Here is a 21,146-nt window from a genome sequence, read left to right on the forward strand (position 1 = left end):
CCTTAGATAACCTCGTTTTTAGGAACCTTTAACATTACTTATCTTCGTTTAAGCCCTTTTCTAACGCTTTCCACGCTAATGTTGCACATTTAATACGTGCAGGGAACTTGCATACGCCTTGTAATGCTTCAATATCTCCTAAATCGATGCTGTCATCGTACTCTTTTCCTAGCATCATGTCAGAGAAAATTTTCGAAAGCTGAAGTGCTTCTTCAATTTTCTTACCTTTTACTGCTTGTGTCATCATTGAAGCTGAAGACATTGAGATTGAACATCCTTCGCCTTCAAACTTCGCCTCTTGCACAATACCTTCTTCTACTTTCATCGTAAGTTGAATACGATCGCCGCAAGTTGGATTGTTCAAGTTAACGGTAACACTATCTTCTAACACGCCATGGTTACGAGGATTCTTATAATGATCCATAATAACTTGACGATATAACGTATCTAAATTATTAAATGACATTTGTGAAATACTCCTTTGTCTTGATTAGCGATTCAACAAATGTATCAATTTCTTCTTTTGTATTATATAAATAGAAGCTCGCACGTGCTGTTGAAGAAGCTTTCAGCCACTTCATAAGCGGTTGTGCACAGTGATGTCCTGCGCGAACCGCAATACCTTCTACATCTAATACTGTCGCTACATCATGAGGATGTACGTCTTCAATATTAAATGTAACAAGACCAGCGCGATGCTTTGGACCATAAATTGTAACGCCATCTACTTCTGATAGTCTTTCTAAAGCGTATTGCGCTAATTCATGCTCATGCTTTTCAATATTATGAAGACCAATTTCTTCTAGGAAATCAATTGCCGCACCAAGTCCGATTGCATTACCAATAATCGGCGTACCTGCTTCGAACTTCCACGGAAGCTCTTTCCAAGTAGATTCTTGTAAATCTACGAAATCAATCATTTCACCGCCAAATTCAATTGGCTCCATATTGTTTAGCAATTCTTTCTTACCATATAATACGCCGATACCTGTAGGGCCGCACATCTTATGAGCAGATAATGCGTAGAAATCACAGTTTAAATCTTGTACATCCACTTTCATATGAGGTGTACTTTGTGCACCGTCAACGACCATAATTGCGCCATTTTCGTGTGCGATTGCTCCGATTTCTTTTACAGGGTTAATCGTTCCAAGTACGTTAGAAACATACATGATAGAAACGATTTTTGTATTCGGTGTAATTGTTTGACGAGCATCTTCTATTGAAATTGTCCCATCTGGTTGAAGCGGAAGATATTTTAAAGTTGCACCAGTTTTCTTCGCAACTTGTTGCCACGGAATGATGTTACTATGGTGCTCCATGTAAGAAATAACGATTTCATCGCCTTCTTTTACATTTTCAAGACCATAGCTAGCCGCTACTGTATTTAATGCAGTTGTCGTTCCGCGCGTGAAAATAATCTCTTCCATTGATTTCGCATTAATAAACTTGCGAACTTTCTCGCGTGCACCTTCATACGCATCGGTAGCTTTCGTACCGAGCGTATGAACACCGCGATGCACGTTAGAGTTATATTCTTTATAGTAACGTTCTAACGTTTCAATGACTTGAATTGGTTTTTGAGAAGTTGCTGCACTATCGAAATAAACAAGTTGTTTGCCGTTCACTTTTTGATCAAGAATTGGAAACTGTTTGCGTATTTCATGAATATTCATTAGCGAACTTTCCTTTCAATTACCTCAACAAGCTGTGCTTTTACTCCTTCAATTGGAAGCTCATTCACTACAGGTGCTAAGAATCCATGGATGACTAAACGTTCTGCTTCGCGTTTTGGAATACCACGGCTCATCAAGTAGTATAGTTGGACTGGGTCTACGCGACCTACTGAAGCTGCATGACCTGCCATTACATCATCTTCGTCGATTAAAAGAATTGGGTTTGCATCACCGCGAGCTTTTTCATCTAACATAAGAACGCGAGAAGATTGTTGTGCATTTGATTTAGATGCACCGTGTTCAATCTTACCAATTCCGTTAAAGATAGATGTTGCGCTATCTTTTTGTACACCGTGTTTTAAAATCCAACCTTCAGAGTGTTTACCGAAGTGAACAACTTTAGTTGTAAAGTTTTGTGTTTGGTTACCACGGCCAATTGTTACTGTTTTCGTATCAGCATATGAACCGTCGCCCATTAAGTTCGTAACGTTCTCTGAAATTGTGTTTCCGTCGTTCATAAGGCCTAGAGCCCAATCAATACGGCCGTCGCGTCCTACAACCCCGCGGCGGTTAACGTAAGTTGTTACGTCTTTTGCTAATAGATCAACCGCACCGAATTTCACTTGTGCGCCTTGTTCCACGATTACTTCTGCTACGATATTTGCAATACCTTTAACATTTTCATTTGCAACGTAGTTTTCTACATAAGTTGCAGTACTGTTCGCATCAGCTACGAATAATACGTGGTTATATACGTTAGCTTCTTCGCCGTCTACTAAGAATACAGCTTGAAGTGGAGTTTCAAGAACAACGTTTTTCGGAACATATACGAATGCACCGCCGTTGATTAATGCAGCATGAAGTGCAGTTAGACGATGCTCGTCTACCTTCACGCCGTCTTTCATTAAGTACTTTTGTACTAGTTCAGCATGCTCAGTTGCAGCTGTTACGATGTCTGTGAAAATAACACCTTTTTCTTTTGCTTCGTCTGCTAAAGAAACGAATGCAGTTGTACCAGTACGTTGCACTAATACACTGTTATTTTCATCGATTAAGTTTTTCACTGCTTCTGGAAGCTCTGTTAAAGAACTTACAGGCTCTTGCTTAGCAGCGTCGCCTTTTCCGATAAAGTCCCATTTTTCAATTTTCGTTTTATCAGGCGTTGGCATTGGAAGTTCAGTTGCTTGTGCAAGAGCTTGTAAGCGGAACTCAGTCAACCAAGCTGCTTCGTTTACTTCGCTTGCGCGTTGACGGATTGTTTCTTGATCGAAAGGTAATGTACCGATTGTCATGTTTATGCTCCTCTCTTACGCTTCTTGCTCTGTTGTTTCGTCTTCAATACCTAATTCTTTTTTAATCCAGTCGTAACCTTCAGCTTCTAGACGTTGTGCAAGCTCAGGTCCACCAGATTTAACGATACGACCGTTCATCATAACGTGAACGAAGTCTGGAGTGATGTAGTTTAATAAACGTTGGTAATGCGTAATCATTAGGCAACCGAACTCTTCGCCGCGCATTTCGTTAATACCTTTAGATACAACTTTTAATGCATCGATATCAAGACCTGAGTCGATTTCGTCTAAGATTGCAATTTTTGGCTCGATCATCATTAATTGAAGAATTTCGTTACGTTTTTTCTCTCCACCAGAGAAACCTTCGTTTAAGTAACGTTGTGCCATTTCTGGATCCATTTCTAGGAATTCCATGTTTTTATCTAATTTACGGATAAATTTCATAAGAGAAATTTCATCGCCTTCTTCACGACGTGCGTTAATTGCAGAACGTAAGAAGTCAGCGTTTGTTACTCCGCTAATTTCACTTGGATATTGCATTGCTAGGAATAGACCTGCTTGTGCGCGCTCATCTACTTCCATTTCTAATACATCTTCACCGTCGATGATGATGCTACCTTCTGTTACTTCATATTTTGGGTGACCCATAATTGCAGAAGATAAAGTTGATTTACCTGTTCCGTTAGGTCCCATAATTGCGTGGATTTCTCCACCTTTTACTTCAAGGTTTACACCTTTTAAAATTTCTTTGCCATCAATTGATACGTGTAAGTCTTTAACCGTTAATGTAGAACCAGCCATCTCAATACCTCCATTAATCCTATATATACATTTTAAAAATTCCTAAAACGTTCATATTCTCATTTTATTCTCATTCTAATTTTATATCAAATAAAATGATATCGCAAACGATGAAAAAAAGTAACAATTTTTTCACAAATGTATATAAGTATTTCACTTGCATCCTTATATGATACACCTTTCTTCTTATTTATATAAAGAAAAAAGGACTGGTAAATTTCCAGCCCTTTCCTTATATTTATTCACTTACCGGAAGTACAGCACCTTTATATTCTTTATTAATAAAATCTTGAATTTCTTTTGAATGCAGTACTTCTACTAGCTCCTTAATTTCTTTTTTCTTCTCGTCACCTTTACGAACTGCAATAATATTTGCATACGGAGAGTCTGATCCTTCAATCGCAATCGCATCCTTTGTTGGATTTAATTTTGCGTCAATTGCATAGTTTGAATTAATAAATAATGCATCACCTTCATTATTTTCATATAACTTCGGTGAAAGACCAGGCTCTACATCTGTTTTAAACTTTAAGTTTTTCGGATTTTCTACAACATCTTTTACTGTTGCTTTCACAACATCTACTCCGTCTTTTAGTTTAATAACGCCGCCTTTTTGTAACAGTGCTAGCATACGGCCACGCTCCGCTACGTTATTACTCATAATCACTGTCCCACCATCTGGTAAGTCTTTTAAACTTTTATACTTCTTAGAATAAATACCCATTGGCTCTAAATGGATTTTTCCCGCGTTTACAATTTTGTATCCTTTTTCTTGAATTTCTTTATCTAAGTAAGGAATGTGTTGAAAGTAGTTCGCATCAATTTCCTTATCCGCTAACGCTTTATTTGGCAGCACATAATCTTGGAATTTTTTAATTTCTAATTTAATACCCTTTTTCTCTAATATTGGCTGTGCCTTTTCTAAAATAACAGCGTGCGGCACGTTAGAAGCTCCCACAACAAGCTTATTCTCCTCTTTCCCTCCGCAAGCAGCTAATGTAAATACAGACAACGCTGTAACAACTGACAATAGAATCTTTTTCATATGATGTCCCCTTCTCCCGTATAATTATGTAGTTATAAAAAAGGCTGGCATACACCAGCCCTTTTACAGCAATTATTCTTTTACAGGAACAACTGCCCCTTTATATTCTTTATTAATGAAGTCTTCGATTTCTTTAGAATGTAATACTTCTACAAGAGCTTTAATCTCTTTCTTATCTTTATCGCCTTTACGAACAGCTACTACGTTTGCGTATGGTGAATCATTACTTTCAATTGCAATTGCATCTTTTTCTGGGTTTAACTTCGCATCAATTGCATAGTTCGAGTTAATTAAAACCGCGTCGCCTTCTTTATTGTTATACACCTGTGGTAATAAACCAGGCTCAATATCTGTTTTGAATTTCAAGTTTTTCGGGTTATCCGCAATATCTTTTGGAGTTGCTTTAACTGGATCTACCCCATCTTTAATTTTTAAAATGCCTTCTTTTTGTAAAATTGCTAAACCACGTCCATGATCAGCAACTGAATTACTCATAATAATTGTCGCTCCGTCTGGAAGTTCTTTTAAGCTCTTATATTTTTGAGAGTATACACCAATTGGCTCTAAATGAATTTTTCCTGCTACTTCAAAATTATATTTTTTATCTTTAATTTCTTTTTCTAAATACGGAATGTGTTGGAAATAGTTTGCGTCTAAATCCTTATCTGCTAACGATTTATTTGGCAACACGTAATCTTGGAATTTTTTCACTTCTAATTCAATTCCTTTTTTCTCAAGTAACGGTTTTGCCTTTTCTAAAATTTCAGCGTGCGGTACGTTAGAAGCACCAACAACAAGTTTCTTTTCATCTTTATCTTTGCCGCCACAAGCAGCTAACCCAAAAATAGAAGTTGAAATAAGTGCTGTAAGTAATAACTTTTTCATTTGAAACATCCTCCCGTTTTTTATTATCGTTTATCTATTCGAGTCGTTACACGATCACCAATCCATTGAATGAAAAATACAACTAGTAATACACAAATTGTCGCAACGATTGTTACGTCGTTATTTCCTCGTTGGAATCCTTCTAAATAAGCAAGTGTTCCAAGGCCACCAGCACCAACAACTCCCGCCATTGCTGTATAGCCTACTAAAGCAATTGTCGTAACCGTAATACCAGATACTAATGCTGGTAACGATTCTGGAATTAACACCTTCAAAATAATTGTGCTTGTTTTTGCTCCCATCGCTTTTGAAGCTTCAATTACACCTTTATCAATTTCACGAAGGGCGATTTCAACCATTCTCGCGTAAAACGGTGCCGCTCCAATAATTAAAGCTGGAAGTGCTGCACTCGCTCCAAGAATTGTTCCAAGCAGAATCTTTGTGAATGGGATTAATAAAATGATTAAAATAATGAACGGTATCGAGCGGAAAATGTTTACGAACGCTCCAATCGCCGTGTTAACCGCTTTGTTTTCCCATAAATTATCTTTCGCTGTCATAAAGAGTAACAATCCTAAAATGAGTCCTAAAACAAATGTGGCAAGAGCTGCGATTGCCGTCATATATAACGTTTCACCCGTTGCTTCTAACATTTGATTCCAATCAACATTTGTGAGTAATTTATCCATGTGCAATCACCTCCAGCTCTACTTGATCTTGATGTATTCCCTCTATTGCTTGCTGAATCGCTGTTTCCTCACCATTTAAATGAACAACTAAACTACCGTAAGAGCCGTTATTCGTTTGTGCAATATTTCCTTGCAAAATGCTAACTTCTATATCACTGCGCTGCATTAACCTTTGAAGTACTGGTCTTTCTACCGCTTCACCGATAAACTGCAAACGAATTACTTTTCCATCTGGATATTTTTCAATTAAACTTTCAATCGTTTCATTTGTATCTTCAGAATCCGTTAACTGCTGTACAAATCGTTTCGTAATGTCTTGCTGTGGATTACGGAATACATCAAGTACTGAACCTGTTTCTACAATCTTCCCTTTCTCCATTACCGCAACACGATTACAAATCTTTCGAATTACGTGCATCTCATGTGTAATAAGTACAATTGTTAAGCCGAGACGCTTATTAATATCTAATAGTAAATCTAAAATTTGATCTGTCGTTTCTGGATCAAGAGCTGACGTCGCTTCATCACATAAAAGTACTTGTGGGTTGTTAGCTAATGCTCTTGCAATCCCAACGCGTTGCTTTTGCCCTCCGCTCAGCTGAGATGGATACGCGTCTCCTCTTCCTTCTAATCCAACAAGATGAATTAGCTCATCAACGCGTTTTCTTCTCTTCGCCTTATCAACACCTGCAATTTCAAGTGGGAACTCGATATTTTCACGTACAGTTCGTGACCAAAGTAAGTTGAAGTGCTGAAAAATCATTCCGATTTCTTGCCTTGCCTTACGAAGTTCGCTTCCTGTAATTGCTGAAATGACACGATTTGCAATTGTAATTTGGCCAGAAGTTGGTTTCTCCAACTGATTGAACAATCTAATTAAAGAACTTTTTCCAGCGCCACTATATCCGATAACACCAAATATTTCACCTTTATCTATTTTTAAATTGGCATTATCTACAGCAGTGACATCACCGCTTTTTGCTTTATATATTTTCTTTACATTCTCTAATAGAATCATGGTGTATCACCCCTTTTTTTAATAAAAAGCGTAAGCGGCTCGCTTAGAACAAGAGGGCGTTGGAATCCCAGACGTAGAGGCGCTTTTTGCCTCATAGGAAGGGATGAAACGACCGACTGTTCTAGCCGCTGGAGCTAGATTTTTGATCGACTCCGCAATTTTTTATTTTTGATGCGTGTAGTCCACCGTTCTCATTACTTTTATTATTTGAATGTCCTCCACATTCAAACAACAAAAAAACCTTTCCGCTTTAGAGAAGCAGAAAGGTTTATATGCGTATATAACAACATTATCCCTCTCTCTCATCTCTCAAAGCATTTGCTTTGCAGGAATTGGCACCATTTCAACATAAGTTGACGGTTGCCGGGCTTCACAGGGCACAGTCCCTCCACCTCTCTTGATAAGAGAAATCAGATTACATTTTCGTCTGATTTGTAATTTATGAAATTGTCTATATTTTATGAATTGAATTGTATCAATATCCACACACCATGTCAACAGAAATTTTTGTAAAAAACGAAACTTCAGAATTTTAAGCGCCCACTGACATCGGTTTACATATATGAAACATCGATTCAATTAATAACATCGTTCGATACGTTCCCGAATATTGTATACGTCCATCGTTCATTAACGTTTGCAATCGTACATTGCCATTCACCAATTGTTTTACATCTTCTTCATCTACACAAACGATTTGCTCCGTTCCTCTTTCTTCTTTCAACAGTTCTATATAATCTCTTGAAATTTGTAACGAACAACTTTCATCTCCAAAGCGGAAATTAACAGTTTTTTCTCCTTGTCTTAAAAGCGGCTCTAAATGATATTGACCATTAGCGTAATTTACAAATGATTGAAGCAAAGAATATAATTCCACTCTAAATCACATCCTTCATATCACTTTCTATTACATACCATTCCCTCTCACTAAAGAGCAATCCTGTTACTTTCGCTCGACAAATATTGTAACCACCCTGCATCTCGACATATTTCCCAAGAAATATGTCGAGGCGGCAAAAACTTTGCCGCCTACTTTAATTCCGTATATAAATATTCAACCGAATGAAATGCATATATCTTCTTCATGAGTGTCCCATTTTCAAAAACAAGTAAACAAGGTACACTTTCAATTCCATACTCTTTCGCGAAATGCGGAGCATAATTTAAATCTAACATTCCAATTTTGAGGTCTTCAATTGTCATCTCAACGACTGTTAACATCTTTTTTGCTAATTGGCATGTTCCACACATTGGAGTATATACATATAACACTGTTTTTTCTTCATTCTCTATTAAGGCTGTAGCTTCGGCTCCTGTCCAGTCAATCACTTCTATCATTCCTTACCGTAAATATTCTGTATAAACGTCAATGTCAGCTCCCCATAATACATTTGCTAAGTGTGAAGATGGCGCTGTTGCCACTTCCCGGTACGAGCGATCAATATAAATATGCTCTGCTTGCGGAAATTCTTTTCGAAACTGTTTCCTTAACTTTTCTCCAGCATCATCAGCATCCACTAGCACATACACTTCCTTATCAAAAAACTGATCGACGAGCTCATCCATTTTCGACAAACCAATTGTACCATTTGTACAAACAATTTCCACCGGTTCACGAATAATAGATTCAATCTTTCTTCTATCTGATGTACCTTCTACAATAATGACTTTTTCTACATAAATCATATGTCATCACCCGATCACCATATACTATACAACCTTTAACTTAGTATATAGTATATTCGTTATTTTCATGTTGTTTCCTGTTTATTTTTGCAAAAGAAAAGCGCAAGCGGCTCGTTCAGATTACAAAGCCCCATGAAACCTTACCGAAAAACATTCATTCCTATAATAGCTTATTCATTTACACTCGATTTTAAATGTATTATGTAACACAAAATAAAAAAGGACAGCACAAAGGCTGTCCTTCAGTCGACTATAATTAGTCTTGGTTTGTCATTTCTGCATATTTTTCAGCAGTTAATAACTTCTCAACTTGGCTTGCATCAGAAAGTTCAACTTTAACCATCCATGCACCCTCGTATGGAGATTCGTTAACAAGTTCTGGTTGGTCACTTAATTCTTCGTTTACTGCTACAACTTTACCGCTTACAGGTGCGTATAATTCAGAAACTGTTTTAACAGATTCTACGCTTCCGAATGGCTCGTCAGCTTCGATTGTTGCACCTACTTCTGGAAGTTCAACGAATACGATATCGCCTAGCTCACTTTGTGCAAAGTGAGTAATACCGATAACAACTTCATTACCTTCAGTTTTTACCCATTCGTGTTCTTCAGAGTAACGTAAATTATTTGGAATGCTCATGACTGTACCTCCAGTGAATGTATTAATTATGTAAAAATACCTTATTGGTACTTTTTCCACACACTTTCAAACTGCTCTTCGTTAAAACCAAGTGTTACCTTCGTTCCATCTGTTACAATTGGACGTTTAATCAACATGCCATCAGATGCTAAAAGCTCGTACATTTCGTCTTCACTTGCATCTTTTAACTTATCTTTCAGACCAAGTTCACGGTAACGCATTCCACTTGTATTAAAGAATTTTTTTAATGGTAATTCACTTTTTTCATGTAAATTACGTAAATCTTCTTTTGATGGTGGATTTTCAACAATATGAATCATCTCATATGCTACATCGTTTGCCTCAAACCATTTCTTTGCTTTTTGACATGTGCCACACTTTGGATATGAATAAAATGTTACTGTCATAAATTCACCTACTTTTTTACTAACCTTTACCTTTATCATATAGAAAACGTTTTATTATTTCAAACGATTATTCGCTAAACTTTTACTTATTTCGTGATAATTTTTAATAATCCTGCAAATTTTTCTTATTTTTCCGCCATTTGTTAAGGAAAAATAAATATATAAATTTTTTTAGATTCTTCTCTTATCACTCGCCGAACATATATCTTAAACAAACGTTTGATTAACTCCCCTTTTTTCTTTGTTAACCCTTGAGCTGTATCGCTTTCTTCCTACCGAACATACATCTTAAACAAACGTTTGATTAATTCCCCTTTTTTCTTTGTTAACCCTTGAGCTCCATCAGTTTCTTCCTACCGAACATACTTCTTAAACAAACGTTTATTTAACCAGTTCAGCCTAGTCAAAAAACCTGGAAATACTTCACATAACAAAGACGTACAGATAAAAGGAAATAATGATTTTGGCCGTAATAGTGAGAGTATTCCATGATGCTAAAGAAATTACTGCAAAGAAAAAGCCATGTATACACATGACTTTCATAGCATAATCACTTCTATATTCAATACCAATTAAATTGAATTATATTTCTTTACTTTTAAAGGAATAGATATAACATATAAATCTATAGCATAAGTAGTAATCAAAATCCCTTTTCCTTCATCAGCAAATTTTGCTTGCAGAAACTTTTCTGAAACTTTTCTTTTTCCCCATCTCTTTGGAAGCCATTCAAATCCTAAGAACATAATAAAAGTCCTCTACTTATTAACTTAGCTACTTTTCTTTTTTCCATGATATTTCAAATTCCCCACCATGTTCTTCTGTTATAATTTTAACTTTATATGTATCATCTTTAGAAACTTTAATATTATTTTTAGCGTTTCCACTATTAACTTCCAGTATTGTATTATCATTTGAATCTAAAACATAAGCCTTTATGGTTCCTTGTTTAGTTTTATCATCAAAAGTAAATGTCCAGCTTTCACCTTTTTTTACATCCATATCTTGAGTTGCAAAACCTGTGAAACTTTTATACTTTCCATCTATACTATTTGAACCTCCATGAACCTTACCACCAACAATCGTTCCCTCTCTTGTAAAACAACCACTAAGAACCACCAAACATAGAACAAATAATAATGTATTTTTAATAATTTTCAACATCATTCCCCCTTATCCTCTTATTTACATTTTTTCTTTCATAAAGAAAAATGGACCTATGCCCCCGTAAATAACGTGATGAATCTTGACAATCCCCTTGTTAGAGTACCATATAAAAAATAAAAAGGAGTAATAAGCAATGAATATTAAAATAGTGGATATATCAGACAAATTATTAGATGGATATAAAGTTTTAGTTCAAGTAGATAGCAATCAATTTATCGCTGAGTGGGATGGCGATAAGCCAGAAAAATACGAAAACTATAATGTAGAAATACATATAGATGATGAATTTATATGGAATACAAATATAGCCTTTTCAGATAAAAATGCAAATGCAATAATTCAGAATAGTAAAGGCTTTAAAGTAATTGCTAAGCTAGATTATAACGTTGAGGATAACTTAGCAACACTACATATCTACGATAGTATAATACTAATTGATTTAGAAGAAATCGAGCAAGATATAGAAAATGAATGGGTAGAAATGCAGTGCACTTCAATTAAGATATTTAATACTAATTTTTAAAAGAAACCCATTACATAACTATGGCATAGTCGTTATGATGTAATGAGATATAGAAAGAGTAAACGAGTATATAAATAAAGGTGTTTATATGCATATGAATATCCTACTGCAATTCCTGCTCAAGCAGACGCCACTAACCAATACCAATTACAAAGGGAGATGTGGAACTAACATTATCACCCCTTAATAAAACGAGCTAATAATGGATGTGCTTCATTAAAAATTTATATTTAAATCCGCAATAGCTGATATAAAATTATAAATCGGTATCATTACATCTCGCATACGTTGTAAAGCTTGCACGAACTTCTCAATCATATTTTTATCTGTGCTTCTGCATAAAAAATAAGAAGCCTCGTTTACAGGCTTCTTCCTCATCTATTCAAATAATCTGCAATGGTTTGAAATACGACGATATACATATTATGAATGCTTTCTTCAGTATTTCCGCCATTAGATAAACCAACTGCCCATTGTTGTCCTTCACCACTTCCGATATTTGCAAACCCTTGCGTATACATCGCATTTACATCTTTTCGGGCACTGTTATACTCTATCCCTTTTGTAATAAAAATCGAATATGATTTATCTTGTAAACCGATAAAAAATACTGGTTTCTTTAGTGATGAAAATACATTTTTATATTGCTCTGTTGAGGCTTCTTGAAAGTGATCTTTCATTATTAGAAAACCATCTACTTCCTTAGATTTCTTTTCCAGTTCCTCTAACTTTATTTCCTCAAACTTTATATTCCTAAACGTATCTTTCGGCTTTTCTCCAACAACTCCAATTACGAGTGCTCTTCCGTTATATTCTAATTTCTCTCCTTCTTTATCCTTTGCACACCCAGCACCGACTAGGCATATCAATATCAAAACTAAGAAATACGATAAACGCTTCATATAGCACCCTCCCCTTCTTTTCAGTCAAGTGACAAAAACGTAAGGTTCATTCAAGAAAATGTAAGTAAAATCGATAGCCCAAATTACGTTTCTATATTATAATCAATTGAATTTACTTACATTACTAAACATAGGAGATTATCATGAAGAAATTTAAACTTTCATCTTTTCTTCCGTTAAGTTATATACTTCTACTCGTACTCGTAAGTCCCCTTTACGATGTATTAAATAAATCGGCTGTTCACGCAGTAGATGTCACAACTGTAGTAGATGATTGGATTCCATTTGTGAAAGCATTTATTATTCCTTATTTACTTTGGTTTCCTTACTTATACGGCGCACTTATTTATTACTGCTTTGCAGATCGAAAACAATATTATGTCACTTTAAGTAGTATCATTCTTGGAAAACTTGCTTGTTTTTCCATTTATTACTTTTGGCAAACAACTGTACCACGTCCAACAGTCGTTGGAACAGACGTATTTTCCGAATTAGTCCGCTATATTTATAGTATCGATCAACCGGTAAATTGTTTCCCTAGCATTCATGTTCTTACTACATTTGTCATTATGCTAGCTGCCTTTAAACGTAGAGAACAGCATGCTTTTGAATATTACATCCTTACCTTCTTCGGTACGCTTATTATTTTATCAACGCTATTTACGAAGCAACATGCATTTGTAGACGCCATTTCTGGAATGACTCTTGCAAGCATACTCTACTTCGGCGTTCAGCTTTTATTAGCAAAAGAAACCGTACGTGTTCCAGTAAAACAAAATCATAAAATGTAAAAAGCAGACTGTGGCTTCTCAGTCTGCTTTTCTCTATATAAAAGGAGATTTTCAAGTTAAGATTGCGGTACAGTCATATCACCAGAGTGAATACGACCTGCTTTTTTAAGAGCAATGTAAAGTATATAAGAAACAGCTACTGGAATGAAGATATAAGTGATTACCATCGCTGGGACAACTTCCCATCCTTCGCTGGAAATTAAATTAATTGGTGCGATAAGAGAACTTAATCCAAGACCTGCAATTTCTTTTCCTGCTTCCAGTTGGAAAATTAATGCGGATACTGGACCAACTATCGCACTGGCGACGACAGTTGGGACGAGAATCATTGGATTTTTAGTGATATTTGGCAACTGTACTTTCGGAGTACAAAGAGCTTGAGCTAATATGCCACCTAAATTATTTTCTTTCGCAGAGATGACAGAGAATCCGATAAACTGAGCAACGCAGCCTGCAAGAGCAGCACCACCTGCAACACCGTCTAAGCTAAGTGCGATCGCTAACGCAGCTGATGAAGCTGGAGAGATAAGTAATAATCCCCAAACGACTGCAATGACGATAGAAGCGATGAACGGGCTACCAGCTGAACTATCTTTAATGAATGCTCCAACTGCATTTAAAACAGGAGTAATATTATGAGATAACCAAATGCCGACTAAACCAGAACCTAATATTGCCGCAAATGGAACGAGCATCATATCTAACGCAGTTTTTCCACTTAAACGTTTACCAATATATACAGCTAAAGTCGCTGTTAATAATGCACCGATTGGCTCACCTGTTTTAATAATTAGACCTGCTTCAGTAATTGAAATGGATCCGGCACCAATTGCTCCAGCTACCATAGCTGAGAAGATTACAAGTCCATTTGCACCGAGCATAAAAGCAATTCCAGCACCAATGGCTGGTGCCATAAGTGATTTTGCAACAACTCCGATTGTAATAAGCAACGGAATATCAACAATTCTTCCTATATTTTCGATTAGTAAACCAATTCCAAGGGATACGAAAATACCTTGTGCGATTCCAGCTGATGCTTTAAATACACGAGACATTATATATTCCTTCATTTGTTTCACCTTCTTCTATAAGTTAGTAACCAATTGTTTTCATATAATCACGTAAAATGTCGTTTGATTTTGCGAATCGAGATTCTTCATCCTCTGTTAAATTTAGTTCTACAATTTCTCTTATACCATCTCTAGTAATAATAGCTGGCACTCCTGTACAAATATCATATTCACCATACTCACCATCTAAAATAGCTGATACAGCAATGACACGATGATCATCGTTAAAGATTGAGTTTGCAATATATGCTAGAGAGTTTCCGATTCCGTAATAAGTAGTACCTTTTCGTTTATAAATTTCCCATCCGGCTTTCGCAGTCTTCTCAACGATTTCATCTAAATCTATTTCACCAAATCGTTCTTTTTGTTCTTCTAAAATTTGCAGAATTGGTTTTCCACCAACAGTTACGTGTGACCAAGCAACCATTTGAGAATCACCATGTTCCCCTAATGAATACCCGTGAATACTGCGAGGATCTACATGTAACATTTCAGATAAAATTGTTCTTAAGCGAGAAGAATCTAGTGATGTACCAGTACCGATTACACGATTTCTAGGTAATCCAGATAATTTCCAAACTTGATATGTAATAATATCAACTGGGTTCGATGCAAGTAAGAAAATACCATCAAATCCACTTTCCATTACGCCGCCAACAACACTTTCCATAATCTTTGCGCTTGCTCCTAAAGTATCTAAGCGACTTTGCCCTGGTTTTGGCGCTGGTCCTGCTGTAATAATAACAATGTCCATATCTTTGCAGTCTTCATAACTTCCTGCATATACTTTTGTTCTTGTATTTGTAAAGTTAATGCAGTGTGATAAATCCATTGCTTCCCCAACTGCACGTTCATGATTTATATCAATTAATAATAGCTCTTCGCAAATGCCTTGATTGACAATGGAATATGCACAACTTGATCCAACTAATCCAGTACCGATAATTGCAATTTTTCTTGTATGTCTTTTCATAGCAATCTCTCCTAATTGATCATATAATCTATTTCTTTTGTTCCTTACACTCCTAATTATAGAGGTTCCCACGATAGAAACCATGGATACTTTGTGAAATATTGAGCAAAGTTTTTGTCCTTTTTGTGAATTGTTATATTCCATTTTCGTCATATTTGTTACAACTGGAAAAATATTTATTATGTATTTATTGACATATACAAAAAGAAAACGAGCGAATAGATTCGCTCGTTTTCTTTTTTCTGTTATTCCGCACTTAATTGGCTTTTTAATTGTTGTACAATCATCGGATTTGCAGGTGCTGCCGGTTTGTAATAACTCTTTTGCTTTGCATACTCATACATATTACGTTGACGCATTTCATCTTGATTACGAATTTGAATTAACGTTTGGTGTAACTGTTCATTATCAGACTGAGCAATATAATTTGCATAACTTGTTAAACTTGCATTTAATCCTGCTAAATAATCATTTACCATATCTTTTTCATTCATGTTCTGCTTCCTCCTATCCTAGAAAAGTCATTAATTGTTGCTTCGTATTTCGTGCATCTTGCGCATCTTTTTGTAGCATTTGTTTCAGTTGTGGATCTGTACACGTCTGTGCATACTGCTCCAACTTGTTAATAATTGTTGCATGTCCACCAATTAAATGACGTAAGTTTTCTACTTCAAGCTCTGTTAAATTTTGCATGGAATACTCCTACCTTTCTTTATTCATTCACTGTTAGTATTTAGCTATTTTTTGATTGTATACATGAATTAACTTTTTCACGTGCATACAAAATAAAAGATGAATAGCTAAGCCATTCATCTTTTATACTGGTTATGTATTCATTTTTATAGAGATACGATCATACTTAAACTCACAAGTAAGTTCCATACAATGTGTAAAATAATACTAGGTATAATAGATTGCGTCTTTTTGTATAACATTGCAAATACCATTCCCATAATCGTTGCCGTAATGAGAAGACCTCCATGAAGAATTCCAAAAATGAAGGAAGAAATAATGATACTAACTAAAAAATTATATTTCTTTTCTAAAAATCGATATAAAATACCTCGAAATAGAATTTCTTCTTTAACCGGCGTAATGATAGCAATACTTAACACATATATAATACTTTGTATGCTATTTTGAAGTCCTAAACCTCCTAATTGTTCTTTTTGTTCTGCTGCACTTTCAAAACTAAATACATGTAACATTAAATATTGTGATACTGCAATGATAATAAAACCAATTAATAGATATAAATATGTCTTCCCACTCTTCAAAACGGATAAATCCCAAATAGATTTAATAAAATGAAGAACCGGTTTATAAGCTAATAAAACGATAGCAACAACAGATGCATCGAATAAGAGCAAATAATATCCTTCTAATTTAGTACTTAATGCTTCTTCTCCATAAATCCCAAAGGCTAAACCAAGGAATAATCCTCCTAGGAGTGAAATCCCTATAATCATTGCTATCATTACAAATAGATTTTTATATGTTATATTCTCTATTTTTCTTTCTGCACTATACGCTTCTAACACTGTTTTACTCACAGTATCCCTCCAGTTATTCTCATTTATATCATTAAAATCATTTAATTTAAATATAAGGATAATATAACAAATTTTACAAAAAGAATAATATGCAATTTTACATATTATAAAAACTTTATATTTTATAGTTTTAGGAATAGAATTGCTATACAATAATTATTATATGAAATTTCAAAAAACACTTCCTATTCACCATAACCCTCGCATCATATAAAACTTATTAGTTAAAGGAGCAATGAACATGAAAACACATGACTTCCTTACAGAAATCCAGAAGGGCTCTGAGCCTAGTCCATATCAAGATCCTATTGCATTCCTTTTCGTTTGCCTTTCCGTAGCCATATACACATTTTTCAAACCTGCAAAATAATATCATGTAATGAGAAAAAGCCTACCGTTCTATTCAAATCATATGCACTAAAAACCTTAGAATCACTTCTAAGGTTTTTGTTTGTCTCGCTTCTTATTTACGTAATCCTTTAATAAACGTTTCCAACAATACATGTAAACTTATATCCAAATCTAACGGCAAACCAAATCCGCCCTGCTGTTCAATCGACGCAAATCCATGACAAATACTTCTGAATCCACGTGTCGCATGAAGTGCATTCTCTCCTTCTAAGCCGTACTGTTGTAAAACTTGAAGACAAAGCTTTACAATCCCGTCACCTGCTTTTCTTACTTCTTCATCTCGTAAAAAGGTTGCTTCATACAGTCCAGGGTGTTTACGTACGAATGCTACATACGCTTCTCCTAAAGCATGAATTGCTTCATCCATCCGTTTACCCTCGGCCGCTTCTTCCAGTTTGTTATACAGCTGCTTGATTCCGTAAATACCAAGATGTTTCCGTACATCTTGTAAACCTTTCACATGATTGTATAGCGAAGGTGAACGTACCCCTAATGTTTGCGCTAATGAAGCTAACGTTACTTCTTGTATTCCATTTGTATCTGCAATTTCTGCTGCTGTTTCTACAATTTTCGGTAATGTAAGTCCGATTCTCGGCGACATAAATTAACCCTCTTTTCTACTTTCTATATTCCGCTTCGCTTCCTTAATAGCAAGCTCTATGACAGCCCCTGGATCGTTTATCATTTTTCCGTGCCCTGCCGCAAGCAAGGACGGCTCATATTCTCTTAACTTCTCTGCACTTTGTAATGATATTTCTTTGCTCCACGTTGCCATTGCAGGAAACGGAAACCAAAATTTCATTTGTCCCGAAACAGCCGTACCTCCTCTTGTTTGAAATGCATCCCCAACAATAAGAGCTTTATTTCTTATATCAAGAAACGACATGGAGCCCGGTGTATGTCCCGGTGTCATAATAGCAAGCAGCGATCCAACTCGGTCACCATCTTCTAATAAAATATCAGGTACCGTTTTTATCTTTTTAGGTACACCGCCTTTTATTGGCGTATTTGGTTCATCCTTTTGTAACGTCGTATCTCCTTCTAACAGCTTTGCGTCCCGCTTAGAAATGTAGACTGGAACATGAGGAATTACTTCCTTTAATGCGTCTAATGCACCGATGTGATCATCATGCGCATGTGTTAATACAATCTTAGTAATTGGTTTTCCTATTTTCTCAGCCGCCTGTAAAATTCCTTTTGCGCTATATGGTAAAGCAGCATCAATTAAAGTTAAACCATCTTCTTCCTCCACAAAGTAACAATTCACAGGAAACACTCTTGGCAAAAATGACAATTGATATACCGTTTTTTCATGCATCATTCTCATATTCCCATCTCCCTCTTCACGAAAACTAATACCGTTAGTTTTATTATACTAATGGTATTAGTTTTATGCCACTAAAAATTTCATTTTTTCAGAAAAAAGAACAGTAGCCGTATAAACGACTACTGTTCTTTAAAGGTATTAAACTGTATAACGCTCATCTTCTAAAATTTTCGCAGCGATTTCACGTTTCTTCGGAATTACGTTAAGCGGTGTGTGGCGAGTTAATTTACGTAATGATGATAACATCATGCGTAGCATGTCGCCGTTTTCAACTGCGATAAGTGTTTCTTTCGCATCTGCTTCGATTTCGTTAAATGCTTCTTGGCAGAATACTTCAGTGTATAACACTTTTTGTTTATTCTTTTCAAGACCAGTTGTTTTAATTGCTTTTTCTGTACGAAGAACAGCTGATTCCATTGCGTATAAGTTGCTTACGATGTCAGCGATATTCACAAGAATTTCTTGCTCTTTATCTAATGCTTTACCGTATTTTTGAGCAGCTAATCCAGCTACCATTAAGCCGATTTTCTTCGCGTTATTTACTAAATATTTTTGAAGTGCTAATGGCTCATCGCCTACTTCTTCTGGCATCATCATCATTAACTCTTCTTGTAACTTTTGTGCTTTTTGAAGAAGTGGTAATTCACCTTTCATCGCTTTACGTAAGAACGTACCTGGTACGATTAGGCGGTTAATTTCATTCGTTCCTTCGAAAATACGGTTAATACGAGAATCGCGATACATTCTTTCAATCTCGTACTCTGCCATAAATCCGTAACCACCGTGAATTTGAACACCTTCATCTACTGTATAGTCTAGTACTTCAGAACCGAATACTTTGTTTAAAGAGCACTCGATTGCATATTCAGCGATAGAAGCTGCTACTGCTTTACCGTCTTTTACTTCTTCTTCAGATAATGTGCTCATTCGGCTTTCGAATAAGCCTACTGTACGATATACAGAGCTTTCAGCTGCATATGTTTTTGCTGCCATATTCGCAAGTTTCTCTTGAATTAATGGGAAACGAGCGATTGGTTGCTTGAACTGTTGACGTTGGTTTGCATATTGTGCTGAAATTTCTACTGCACGTTTCGCAGATCCAACTGTACCAACACCTAATTTATAACGACCTATATTTAAAATGTTGAATGCGATAATATGACCTTTACCGATTTCACCAAGTAAGTTTTCTTTCGGTACTAACGCATCTTCTAAAATTAACGTACGAGTTGAAGAACATTTAATACCCATTTTCTTTTCTTCTGGGCTTGTAGATACACCAGCGTAGTCTTTCTCTACGATAAATGCTGAGAAGTGCTCTCCATCAATTTTTGCGTATACGATAAATACGTCAGCGAATGCAGAGTTTGTAATCCACTGTTTTTCACCATTTAATACGTAATGTGTACCTTCTGCATTTAAACGTGCCGTTGTTTTTGCACCTAATGCGTCAGATCCTGAACCTGGCTCTGTTAATGCGTATGCAGCTAATTTTTCACCAGTTGCAAGTAATGGTAAATACTTTTTCTTTTGCTCTTCGTTACCAAATAACACGATTGGTAAAGATCCGATACCTACGTGAGCACCGTGAGTAATTGCAAAACCACCAGCGCGAGAGAATTTCTCTGCGATTAACGCTGAGCTTACTTTATCAAGACCAATTCCGCCGTACTCTTCTGGTACGTCAGCGCCTAATAAACCAAGTTCCCCAGCTTCTTTTAAAAGACGAACAGAACGATCAAACTCATGTTGCTCTAAATATTCAAGCTCTGGAAGAACTTCATTTACGATAAAGTCCTCTGTTGTTTTTGCAATCATTTTATGCTCAGATGAAAAATCTTCTGGCGTAAACACTTGATCAATCGTAATCTCATCTACTAAAAAGCTACCGCCTTTAACCGCATTTCCTACTGTTTTTTCCATGAAAATTTCCTCCTTCATATTTTCATAAGCCGCTTCTTTTATTTCGAAAGAAGCTAGCTCTCCCGTTTATTTTTTATAAACCTTTGTTGCTTCCATTCTTTGCATTGTCGGCGTCTCGTTGTGAACGAGCCGCTTCCACTTTTTTTAATCCAGTTCCAGCGGCTAGAATGTTCAGTGGCTTCGCTTCTTCCTGCGAGGCAAAGAGCGCCTCTACGTCTGAAGCTCCATCCCCCTCACATTCTGAGCAAGCCGCTTCCACTTTTTTTCATAATCCAGTTCCAGTGGCTAGAACAGTCGGTCGTTTCACCCCTTCCTGTGAGGCAAAAAGCGCCTCTTCGTCAGGGCTTCCAACGCCCTCCTGTTCTAA

General features: G+C 36.1%; 26 protein-coding genes and 1 riboswitch. Of the genes, 2 read left to right on the forward strand and 24 right to left on the reverse strand.

All coding sequences use genetic code 11. The features are described 5' to 3' along the window. Positions 1-34: 34 nt before the first annotated feature. From sufU to BGI23_RS24255, 15 genes are all read right to left on the reverse strand, one after another. Positions 35-466 (reverse strand): Fe-S cluster assembly sulfur transfer protein SufU, encoded by a 432-nt coding sequence (gene sufU / locus BGI23_RS24190; protein ID WP_000009523.1) that lies wholly within the window; start codon positions 464-466, stop codon positions 35-37. Next, a complete protein-coding gene (gene sufS, locus BGI23_RS24195) occupies positions 456-1,676 on the reverse strand; it encodes a cysteine desulfurase SufS (protein ID WP_001020763.1) in 1,221 nt (406 codons plus the stop codon). The genes sufU and sufS overlap by 11 nt, the downstream gene beginning before the upstream one ends. Then, positions 1,676-2,968, reverse strand: a complete 1,293-nt coding sequence (gene sufD / locus BGI23_RS24200; protein WP_070807091.1) for a Fe-S cluster assembly protein SufD — start codon at positions 2,966-2,968, stop codon at positions 1,676-1,678. The genes sufS and sufD overlap by 1 nt, the downstream gene beginning before the upstream one ends. A gap of 15 nt (positions 2,969-2,983) precedes the next feature. Then, entirely contained in the window at positions 2,984-3,769 is a 786-nt protein-coding gene (gene sufC / locus BGI23_RS24205) for a Fe-S cluster assembly ATPase SufC (RefSeq protein WP_000929158.1), read from the reverse strand. Between the two features lie 238 nt (positions 3,770-4,007). Continuing rightward, on the reverse strand, positions 4,008-4,814 hold the full coding sequence (metQ, locus tag BGI23_RS24210; RefSeq protein WP_000722401.1) for a methionine ABC transporter substrate-binding lipoprotein MetQ: 807 nt from the start codon (positions 4,812-4,814) through the stop codon (positions 4,008-4,010). A 72-nt stretch (positions 4,815-4,886) separates the two neighbouring features. Then, positions 4,887-5,699 carry a methionine ABC transporter substrate-binding lipoprotein MetQ gene (metQ, locus tag BGI23_RS24215; RefSeq protein WP_070807092.1) on the reverse strand — a complete coding sequence of 271 codons (813 nt, stop codon included), beginning with the start codon at positions 5,697-5,699 and terminating at the stop codon, positions 4,887-4,889. 23 nt (positions 5,700-5,722) lie between these two features. Further along, the gene (locus BGI23_RS24220; RefSeq protein WP_000359556.1) at positions 5,723-6,388 is read right to left on the reverse strand and encodes a methionine ABC transporter permease; all 666 of its coding nucleotides are present in this window, start codon (positions 6,386-6,388) and stop codon (positions 5,723-5,725) included. Then, the gene (locus BGI23_RS24225) at positions 6,381-7,406 is read right to left on the reverse strand and encodes a methionine ABC transporter ATP-binding protein (protein ID WP_070807093.1); all 1,026 of its coding nucleotides are present in this window, start codon (positions 7,404-7,406) and stop codon (positions 6,381-6,383) included. The genes BGI23_RS24220 and BGI23_RS24225 overlap by 8 nt, the downstream gene beginning before the upstream one ends. Before the next feature lie 299 nt (positions 7,407-7,705). Further along, positions 7,706-7,813: riboswitch (SAM riboswitch) on the reverse strand. Positions 7,814-7,938: 125 nt separating this feature from the next. After that, on the reverse strand, positions 7,939-8,283 hold the full coding sequence (locus tag BGI23_RS24230) for a hypothetical protein (protein WP_000424933.1): 345 nt from the start codon (positions 8,281-8,283) through the stop codon (positions 7,939-7,941). A gap of 152 nt (positions 8,284-8,435) precedes the next feature. Further along, a complete protein-coding gene (locus BGI23_RS24235; protein WP_001998544.1) occupies positions 8,436-8,744 on the reverse strand; it encodes a thioredoxin family protein in 309 nt (102 codons plus the stop codon). A 3-nt stretch (positions 8,745-8,747) separates the two neighbouring features. After that, positions 8,748-9,092 carry a toprim domain-containing protein gene (locus BGI23_RS24240; protein ID WP_000640869.1) on the reverse strand — a complete coding sequence of 115 codons (345 nt, stop codon included), beginning with the start codon at positions 9,090-9,092 and terminating at the stop codon, positions 8,748-8,750. Between the two features lie 256 nt (positions 9,093-9,348). Beyond that, entirely contained in the window at positions 9,349-9,732 is a 384-nt protein-coding gene (gcvH, locus tag BGI23_RS24245; protein ID WP_000026900.1) for a glycine cleavage system protein GcvH, read from the reverse strand. A gap of 41 nt (positions 9,733-9,773) precedes the next feature. Then, on the reverse strand, positions 9,774-10,139 hold the full coding sequence (locus tag BGI23_RS24250; protein WP_000218967.1) for an arsenate reductase family protein: 366 nt from the start codon (positions 10,137-10,139) through the stop codon (positions 9,774-9,776). A gap of 572 nt (positions 10,140-10,711) precedes the next feature. Continuing rightward, entirely contained in the window at positions 10,712-10,885 is a 174-nt protein-coding gene (locus BGI23_RS28495) for a hypothetical protein (RefSeq protein WP_172801696.1), read from the reverse strand. A 28-nt stretch (positions 10,886-10,913) separates the two neighbouring features. Next, positions 10,914-11,303, reverse strand: a complete 390-nt coding sequence (locus tag BGI23_RS24255; protein WP_070807094.1) for a hypothetical protein — start codon at positions 11,301-11,303, stop codon at positions 10,914-10,916. Positions 11,304-11,439: 136 nt separating this feature from the next. Between BGI23_RS24255 and BGI23_RS24260 the strand changes: the two genes are divergently transcribed. Further along, positions 11,440-11,829 carry a hypothetical protein gene (locus BGI23_RS24260; protein WP_070807095.1) on the forward strand — a complete coding sequence of 130 codons (390 nt, stop codon included), beginning with the start codon at positions 11,440-11,442 and terminating at the stop codon, positions 11,827-11,829. Between the two features lie 374 nt (positions 11,830-12,203). Here the strand turns inward: BGI23_RS24260 and BGI23_RS24265 are convergent, their stop codons facing one another. Further along, positions 12,204-12,731, reverse strand: a complete 528-nt coding sequence (locus BGI23_RS24265; RefSeq protein ID WP_070807096.1) for a hypothetical protein — start codon at positions 12,729-12,731, stop codon at positions 12,204-12,206. 143 nt (positions 12,732-12,874) lie between these two features. Here BGI23_RS24265 and BGI23_RS24270 point away from each other — a divergent pair, with 143 nt between their 5' ends. Then, positions 12,875-13,522, forward strand: a complete 648-nt coding sequence (locus BGI23_RS24270; RefSeq protein WP_070807097.1) for a phosphatase PAP2 family protein — start codon at positions 12,875-12,877, stop codon at positions 13,520-13,522. 56 nt (positions 13,523-13,578) lie between these two features. Here BGI23_RS24270 and BGI23_RS24275 read toward each other — a convergent pair whose 3' ends face one another. The 8 genes from BGI23_RS24275 to BGI23_RS24310 form a co-directional block, all read right to left on the reverse strand. Continuing rightward, positions 13,579-14,592 (reverse strand): PTS sugar transporter subunit IIC, encoded by a 1,014-nt coding sequence (locus BGI23_RS24275; protein ID WP_070807098.1) that lies wholly within the window; start codon positions 14,590-14,592, stop codon positions 13,579-13,581. Positions 14,593-14,614: 22 nt separating this feature from the next. Beyond that, the gene (locus BGI23_RS24280; protein ID WP_000820657.1) at positions 14,615-15,565 is read right to left on the reverse strand and encodes an L-lactate dehydrogenase; all 951 of its coding nucleotides are present in this window, start codon (positions 15,563-15,565) and stop codon (positions 14,615-14,617) included. Between the two features lie 245 nt (positions 15,566-15,810). Continuing rightward, positions 15,811-16,059, reverse strand: a complete 249-nt coding sequence (locus BGI23_RS24285) for a spore coat protein (protein WP_001002987.1) — start codon at positions 16,057-16,059, stop codon at positions 15,811-15,813. A gap of 13 nt (positions 16,060-16,072) precedes the next feature. After that, positions 16,073-16,258, reverse strand: coding sequence for a hypothetical protein (locus tag BGI23_RS24290; protein ID WP_001180555.1), 186 nt, complete (start codon positions 16,256-16,258; stop codon positions 16,073-16,075). 146 nt (positions 16,259-16,404) lie between these two features. Continuing rightward, positions 16,405-17,118 carry a CPBP family intramembrane glutamic endopeptidase gene (locus tag BGI23_RS24295; protein WP_070807099.1) on the reverse strand — a complete coding sequence of 238 codons (714 nt, stop codon included), beginning with the start codon at positions 17,116-17,118 and terminating at the stop codon, positions 16,405-16,407. Positions 17,119-17,581: 463 nt separating this feature from the next. Continuing rightward, on the reverse strand, positions 17,582-18,130 hold the full coding sequence (locus BGI23_RS24300) for a TetR/AcrR family transcriptional regulator (protein WP_070807100.1): 549 nt from the start codon (positions 18,128-18,130) through the stop codon (positions 17,582-17,584). Between the two features lie 3 nt (positions 18,131-18,133). Further along, complete coding sequence (locus BGI23_RS24305; RefSeq protein WP_001242585.1) at positions 18,134-18,856, reverse strand: MBL fold metallo-hydrolase; 723 nt, start codon at positions 18,854-18,856, stop codon at positions 18,134-18,136. A 138-nt stretch (positions 18,857-18,994) separates the two neighbouring features. Further along, positions 18,995-20,779, reverse strand: coding sequence for an acyl-CoA dehydrogenase family protein (locus tag BGI23_RS24310; protein WP_000416278.1), 1,785 nt, complete (start codon positions 20,777-20,779; stop codon positions 18,995-18,997). Positions 20,780-21,146 lie beyond the last annotated feature (367 nt).

The organism is Bacillus sp. ABP14, from assembly GCF_001831375.1.
In the GTDB taxonomy this organism is placed as follows: Bacteria; Bacillota; Bacilli; order Bacillales; family Bacillaceae_G; genus Bacillus_A; species Bacillus_A paranthracis.

What these genes read in the sequence shown, in the direction of transcription:
- BGI23_RS24265 (WP_070807096.1), bottom strand. Translation starts at nt 12,731, where the DNA reads ATGAAGCGTTTATCGTATTTCTTAGTTTTGATATTGATATGCCTAGTC.
- BGI23_RS24275 (WP_070807098.1), bottom strand. Translation starts at nt 14,592, where the DNA reads ATGAAGGAATATATAATGTCTCGTGTATTTAAAGCATCAGCTGGAATC.
- gcvH (WP_000026900.1), bottom strand. Translation starts at nt 9,732, where the DNA reads ATGAGCATTCCAAATAATTTACGTTACTCTGAAGAACACGAATGGGTA.
- BGI23_RS24250 (WP_000218967.1), bottom strand. Translation starts at nt 10,139, where the DNA reads ATGACAGTAACATTTTATTCATATCCAAAGTGTGGCACATGTCAAAAA.
- BGI23_RS24270 (WP_070807097.1), top strand. Translation starts at nt 12,875, where the DNA reads ATGAAGAAATTTAAACTTTCATCTTTTCTTCCGTTAAGTTATATACTT.
- sufS (WP_001020763.1), bottom strand. Translation starts at nt 1,676, where the DNA reads ATGAATATTCATGAAATACGCAAACAGTTTCCAATTCTTGATCAAAAA.
- sufD (WP_070807091.1), bottom strand. Translation starts at nt 2,968, where the DNA reads ATGACAATCGGTACATTACCTTTCGATCAAGAAACAATCCGTCAACGC.
- sufU (WP_000009523.1), bottom strand. Translation starts at nt 466, where the DNA reads ATGTCATTTAATAATTTAGATACGTTATATCGTCAAGTTATTATGGAT.
- BGI23_RS24280 (WP_000820657.1), bottom strand. Translation starts at nt 15,565, where the DNA reads ATGAAAAGACATACAAGAAAAATTGCAATTATCGGTACTGGATTAGTT.
- BGI23_RS24290 (WP_001180555.1), bottom strand. Translation starts at nt 16,258, where the DNA reads ATGCAAAATTTAACAGAGCTTGAAGTAGAAAACTTACGTCATTTAATT.
- BGI23_RS28495 (WP_172801696.1), bottom strand. Translation starts at nt 10,885, where the DNA reads ATGTTCTTAGGATTTGAATGGCTTCCAAAGAGATGGGGAAAAAGAAAA.
- metQ (WP_000722401.1), bottom strand. Translation starts at nt 4,814, where the DNA reads ATGAAAAAGATTCTATTGTCAGTTGTTACAGCGTTGTCTGTATTTACA.
- BGI23_RS24310 (WP_000416278.1), bottom strand. Translation starts at nt 20,779, where the DNA reads ATGGAAAAAACAGTAGGAAATGCGGTTAAAGGCGGTAGCTTTTTAGTA.
- BGI23_RS24260 (WP_070807095.1), top strand. Translation starts at nt 11,440, where the DNA reads ATGAATATTAAAATAGTGGATATATCAGACAAATTATTAGATGGATAT.
- BGI23_RS24255 (WP_070807094.1), bottom strand. Translation starts at nt 11,303, where the DNA reads ATGTTGAAAATTATTAAAAATACATTATTATTTGTTCTATGTTTGGTG.
- BGI23_RS24225 (WP_070807093.1), bottom strand. Translation starts at nt 7,406, where the DNA reads ATGATTCTATTAGAGAATGTAAAGAAAATATATAAAGCAAAAAGCGGT.
- BGI23_RS24235 (WP_001998544.1), bottom strand. Translation starts at nt 8,744, where the DNA reads ATGATAGAAGTGATTGACTGGACAGGAGCCGAAGCTACAGCCTTAATA.
- sufC (WP_000929158.1), bottom strand. Translation starts at nt 3,769, where the DNA reads ATGGCTGGTTCTACATTAACGGTTAAAGACTTACACGTATCAATTGAT.
- BGI23_RS24220 (WP_000359556.1), bottom strand. Translation starts at nt 6,388, where the DNA reads ATGGATAAATTACTCACAAATGTTGATTGGAATCAAATGTTAGAAGCA.
- BGI23_RS24285 (WP_001002987.1), bottom strand. Translation starts at nt 16,059, where the DNA reads ATGAATGAAAAAGATATGGTAAATGATTATTTAGCAGGATTAAATGCA.
- BGI23_RS24305 (WP_001242585.1), bottom strand. Translation starts at nt 18,856, where the DNA reads ATGAGAATGATGCATGAAAAAACGGTATATCAATTGTCATTTTTGCCA.
- BGI23_RS24240 (WP_000640869.1), bottom strand. Translation starts at nt 9,092, where the DNA reads ATGATTTATGTAGAAAAAGTCATTATTGTAGAAGGTACATCAGATAGA.
- BGI23_RS24300 (WP_070807100.1), bottom strand. Translation starts at nt 18,130, where the DNA reads ATGTCGCCGAGAATCGGACTTACATTACCGAAAATTGTAGAAACAGCA.
- metQ (WP_070807092.1), bottom strand. Translation starts at nt 5,699, where the DNA reads ATGAAAAAGTTATTACTTACAGCACTTATTTCAACTTCTATTTTTGGG.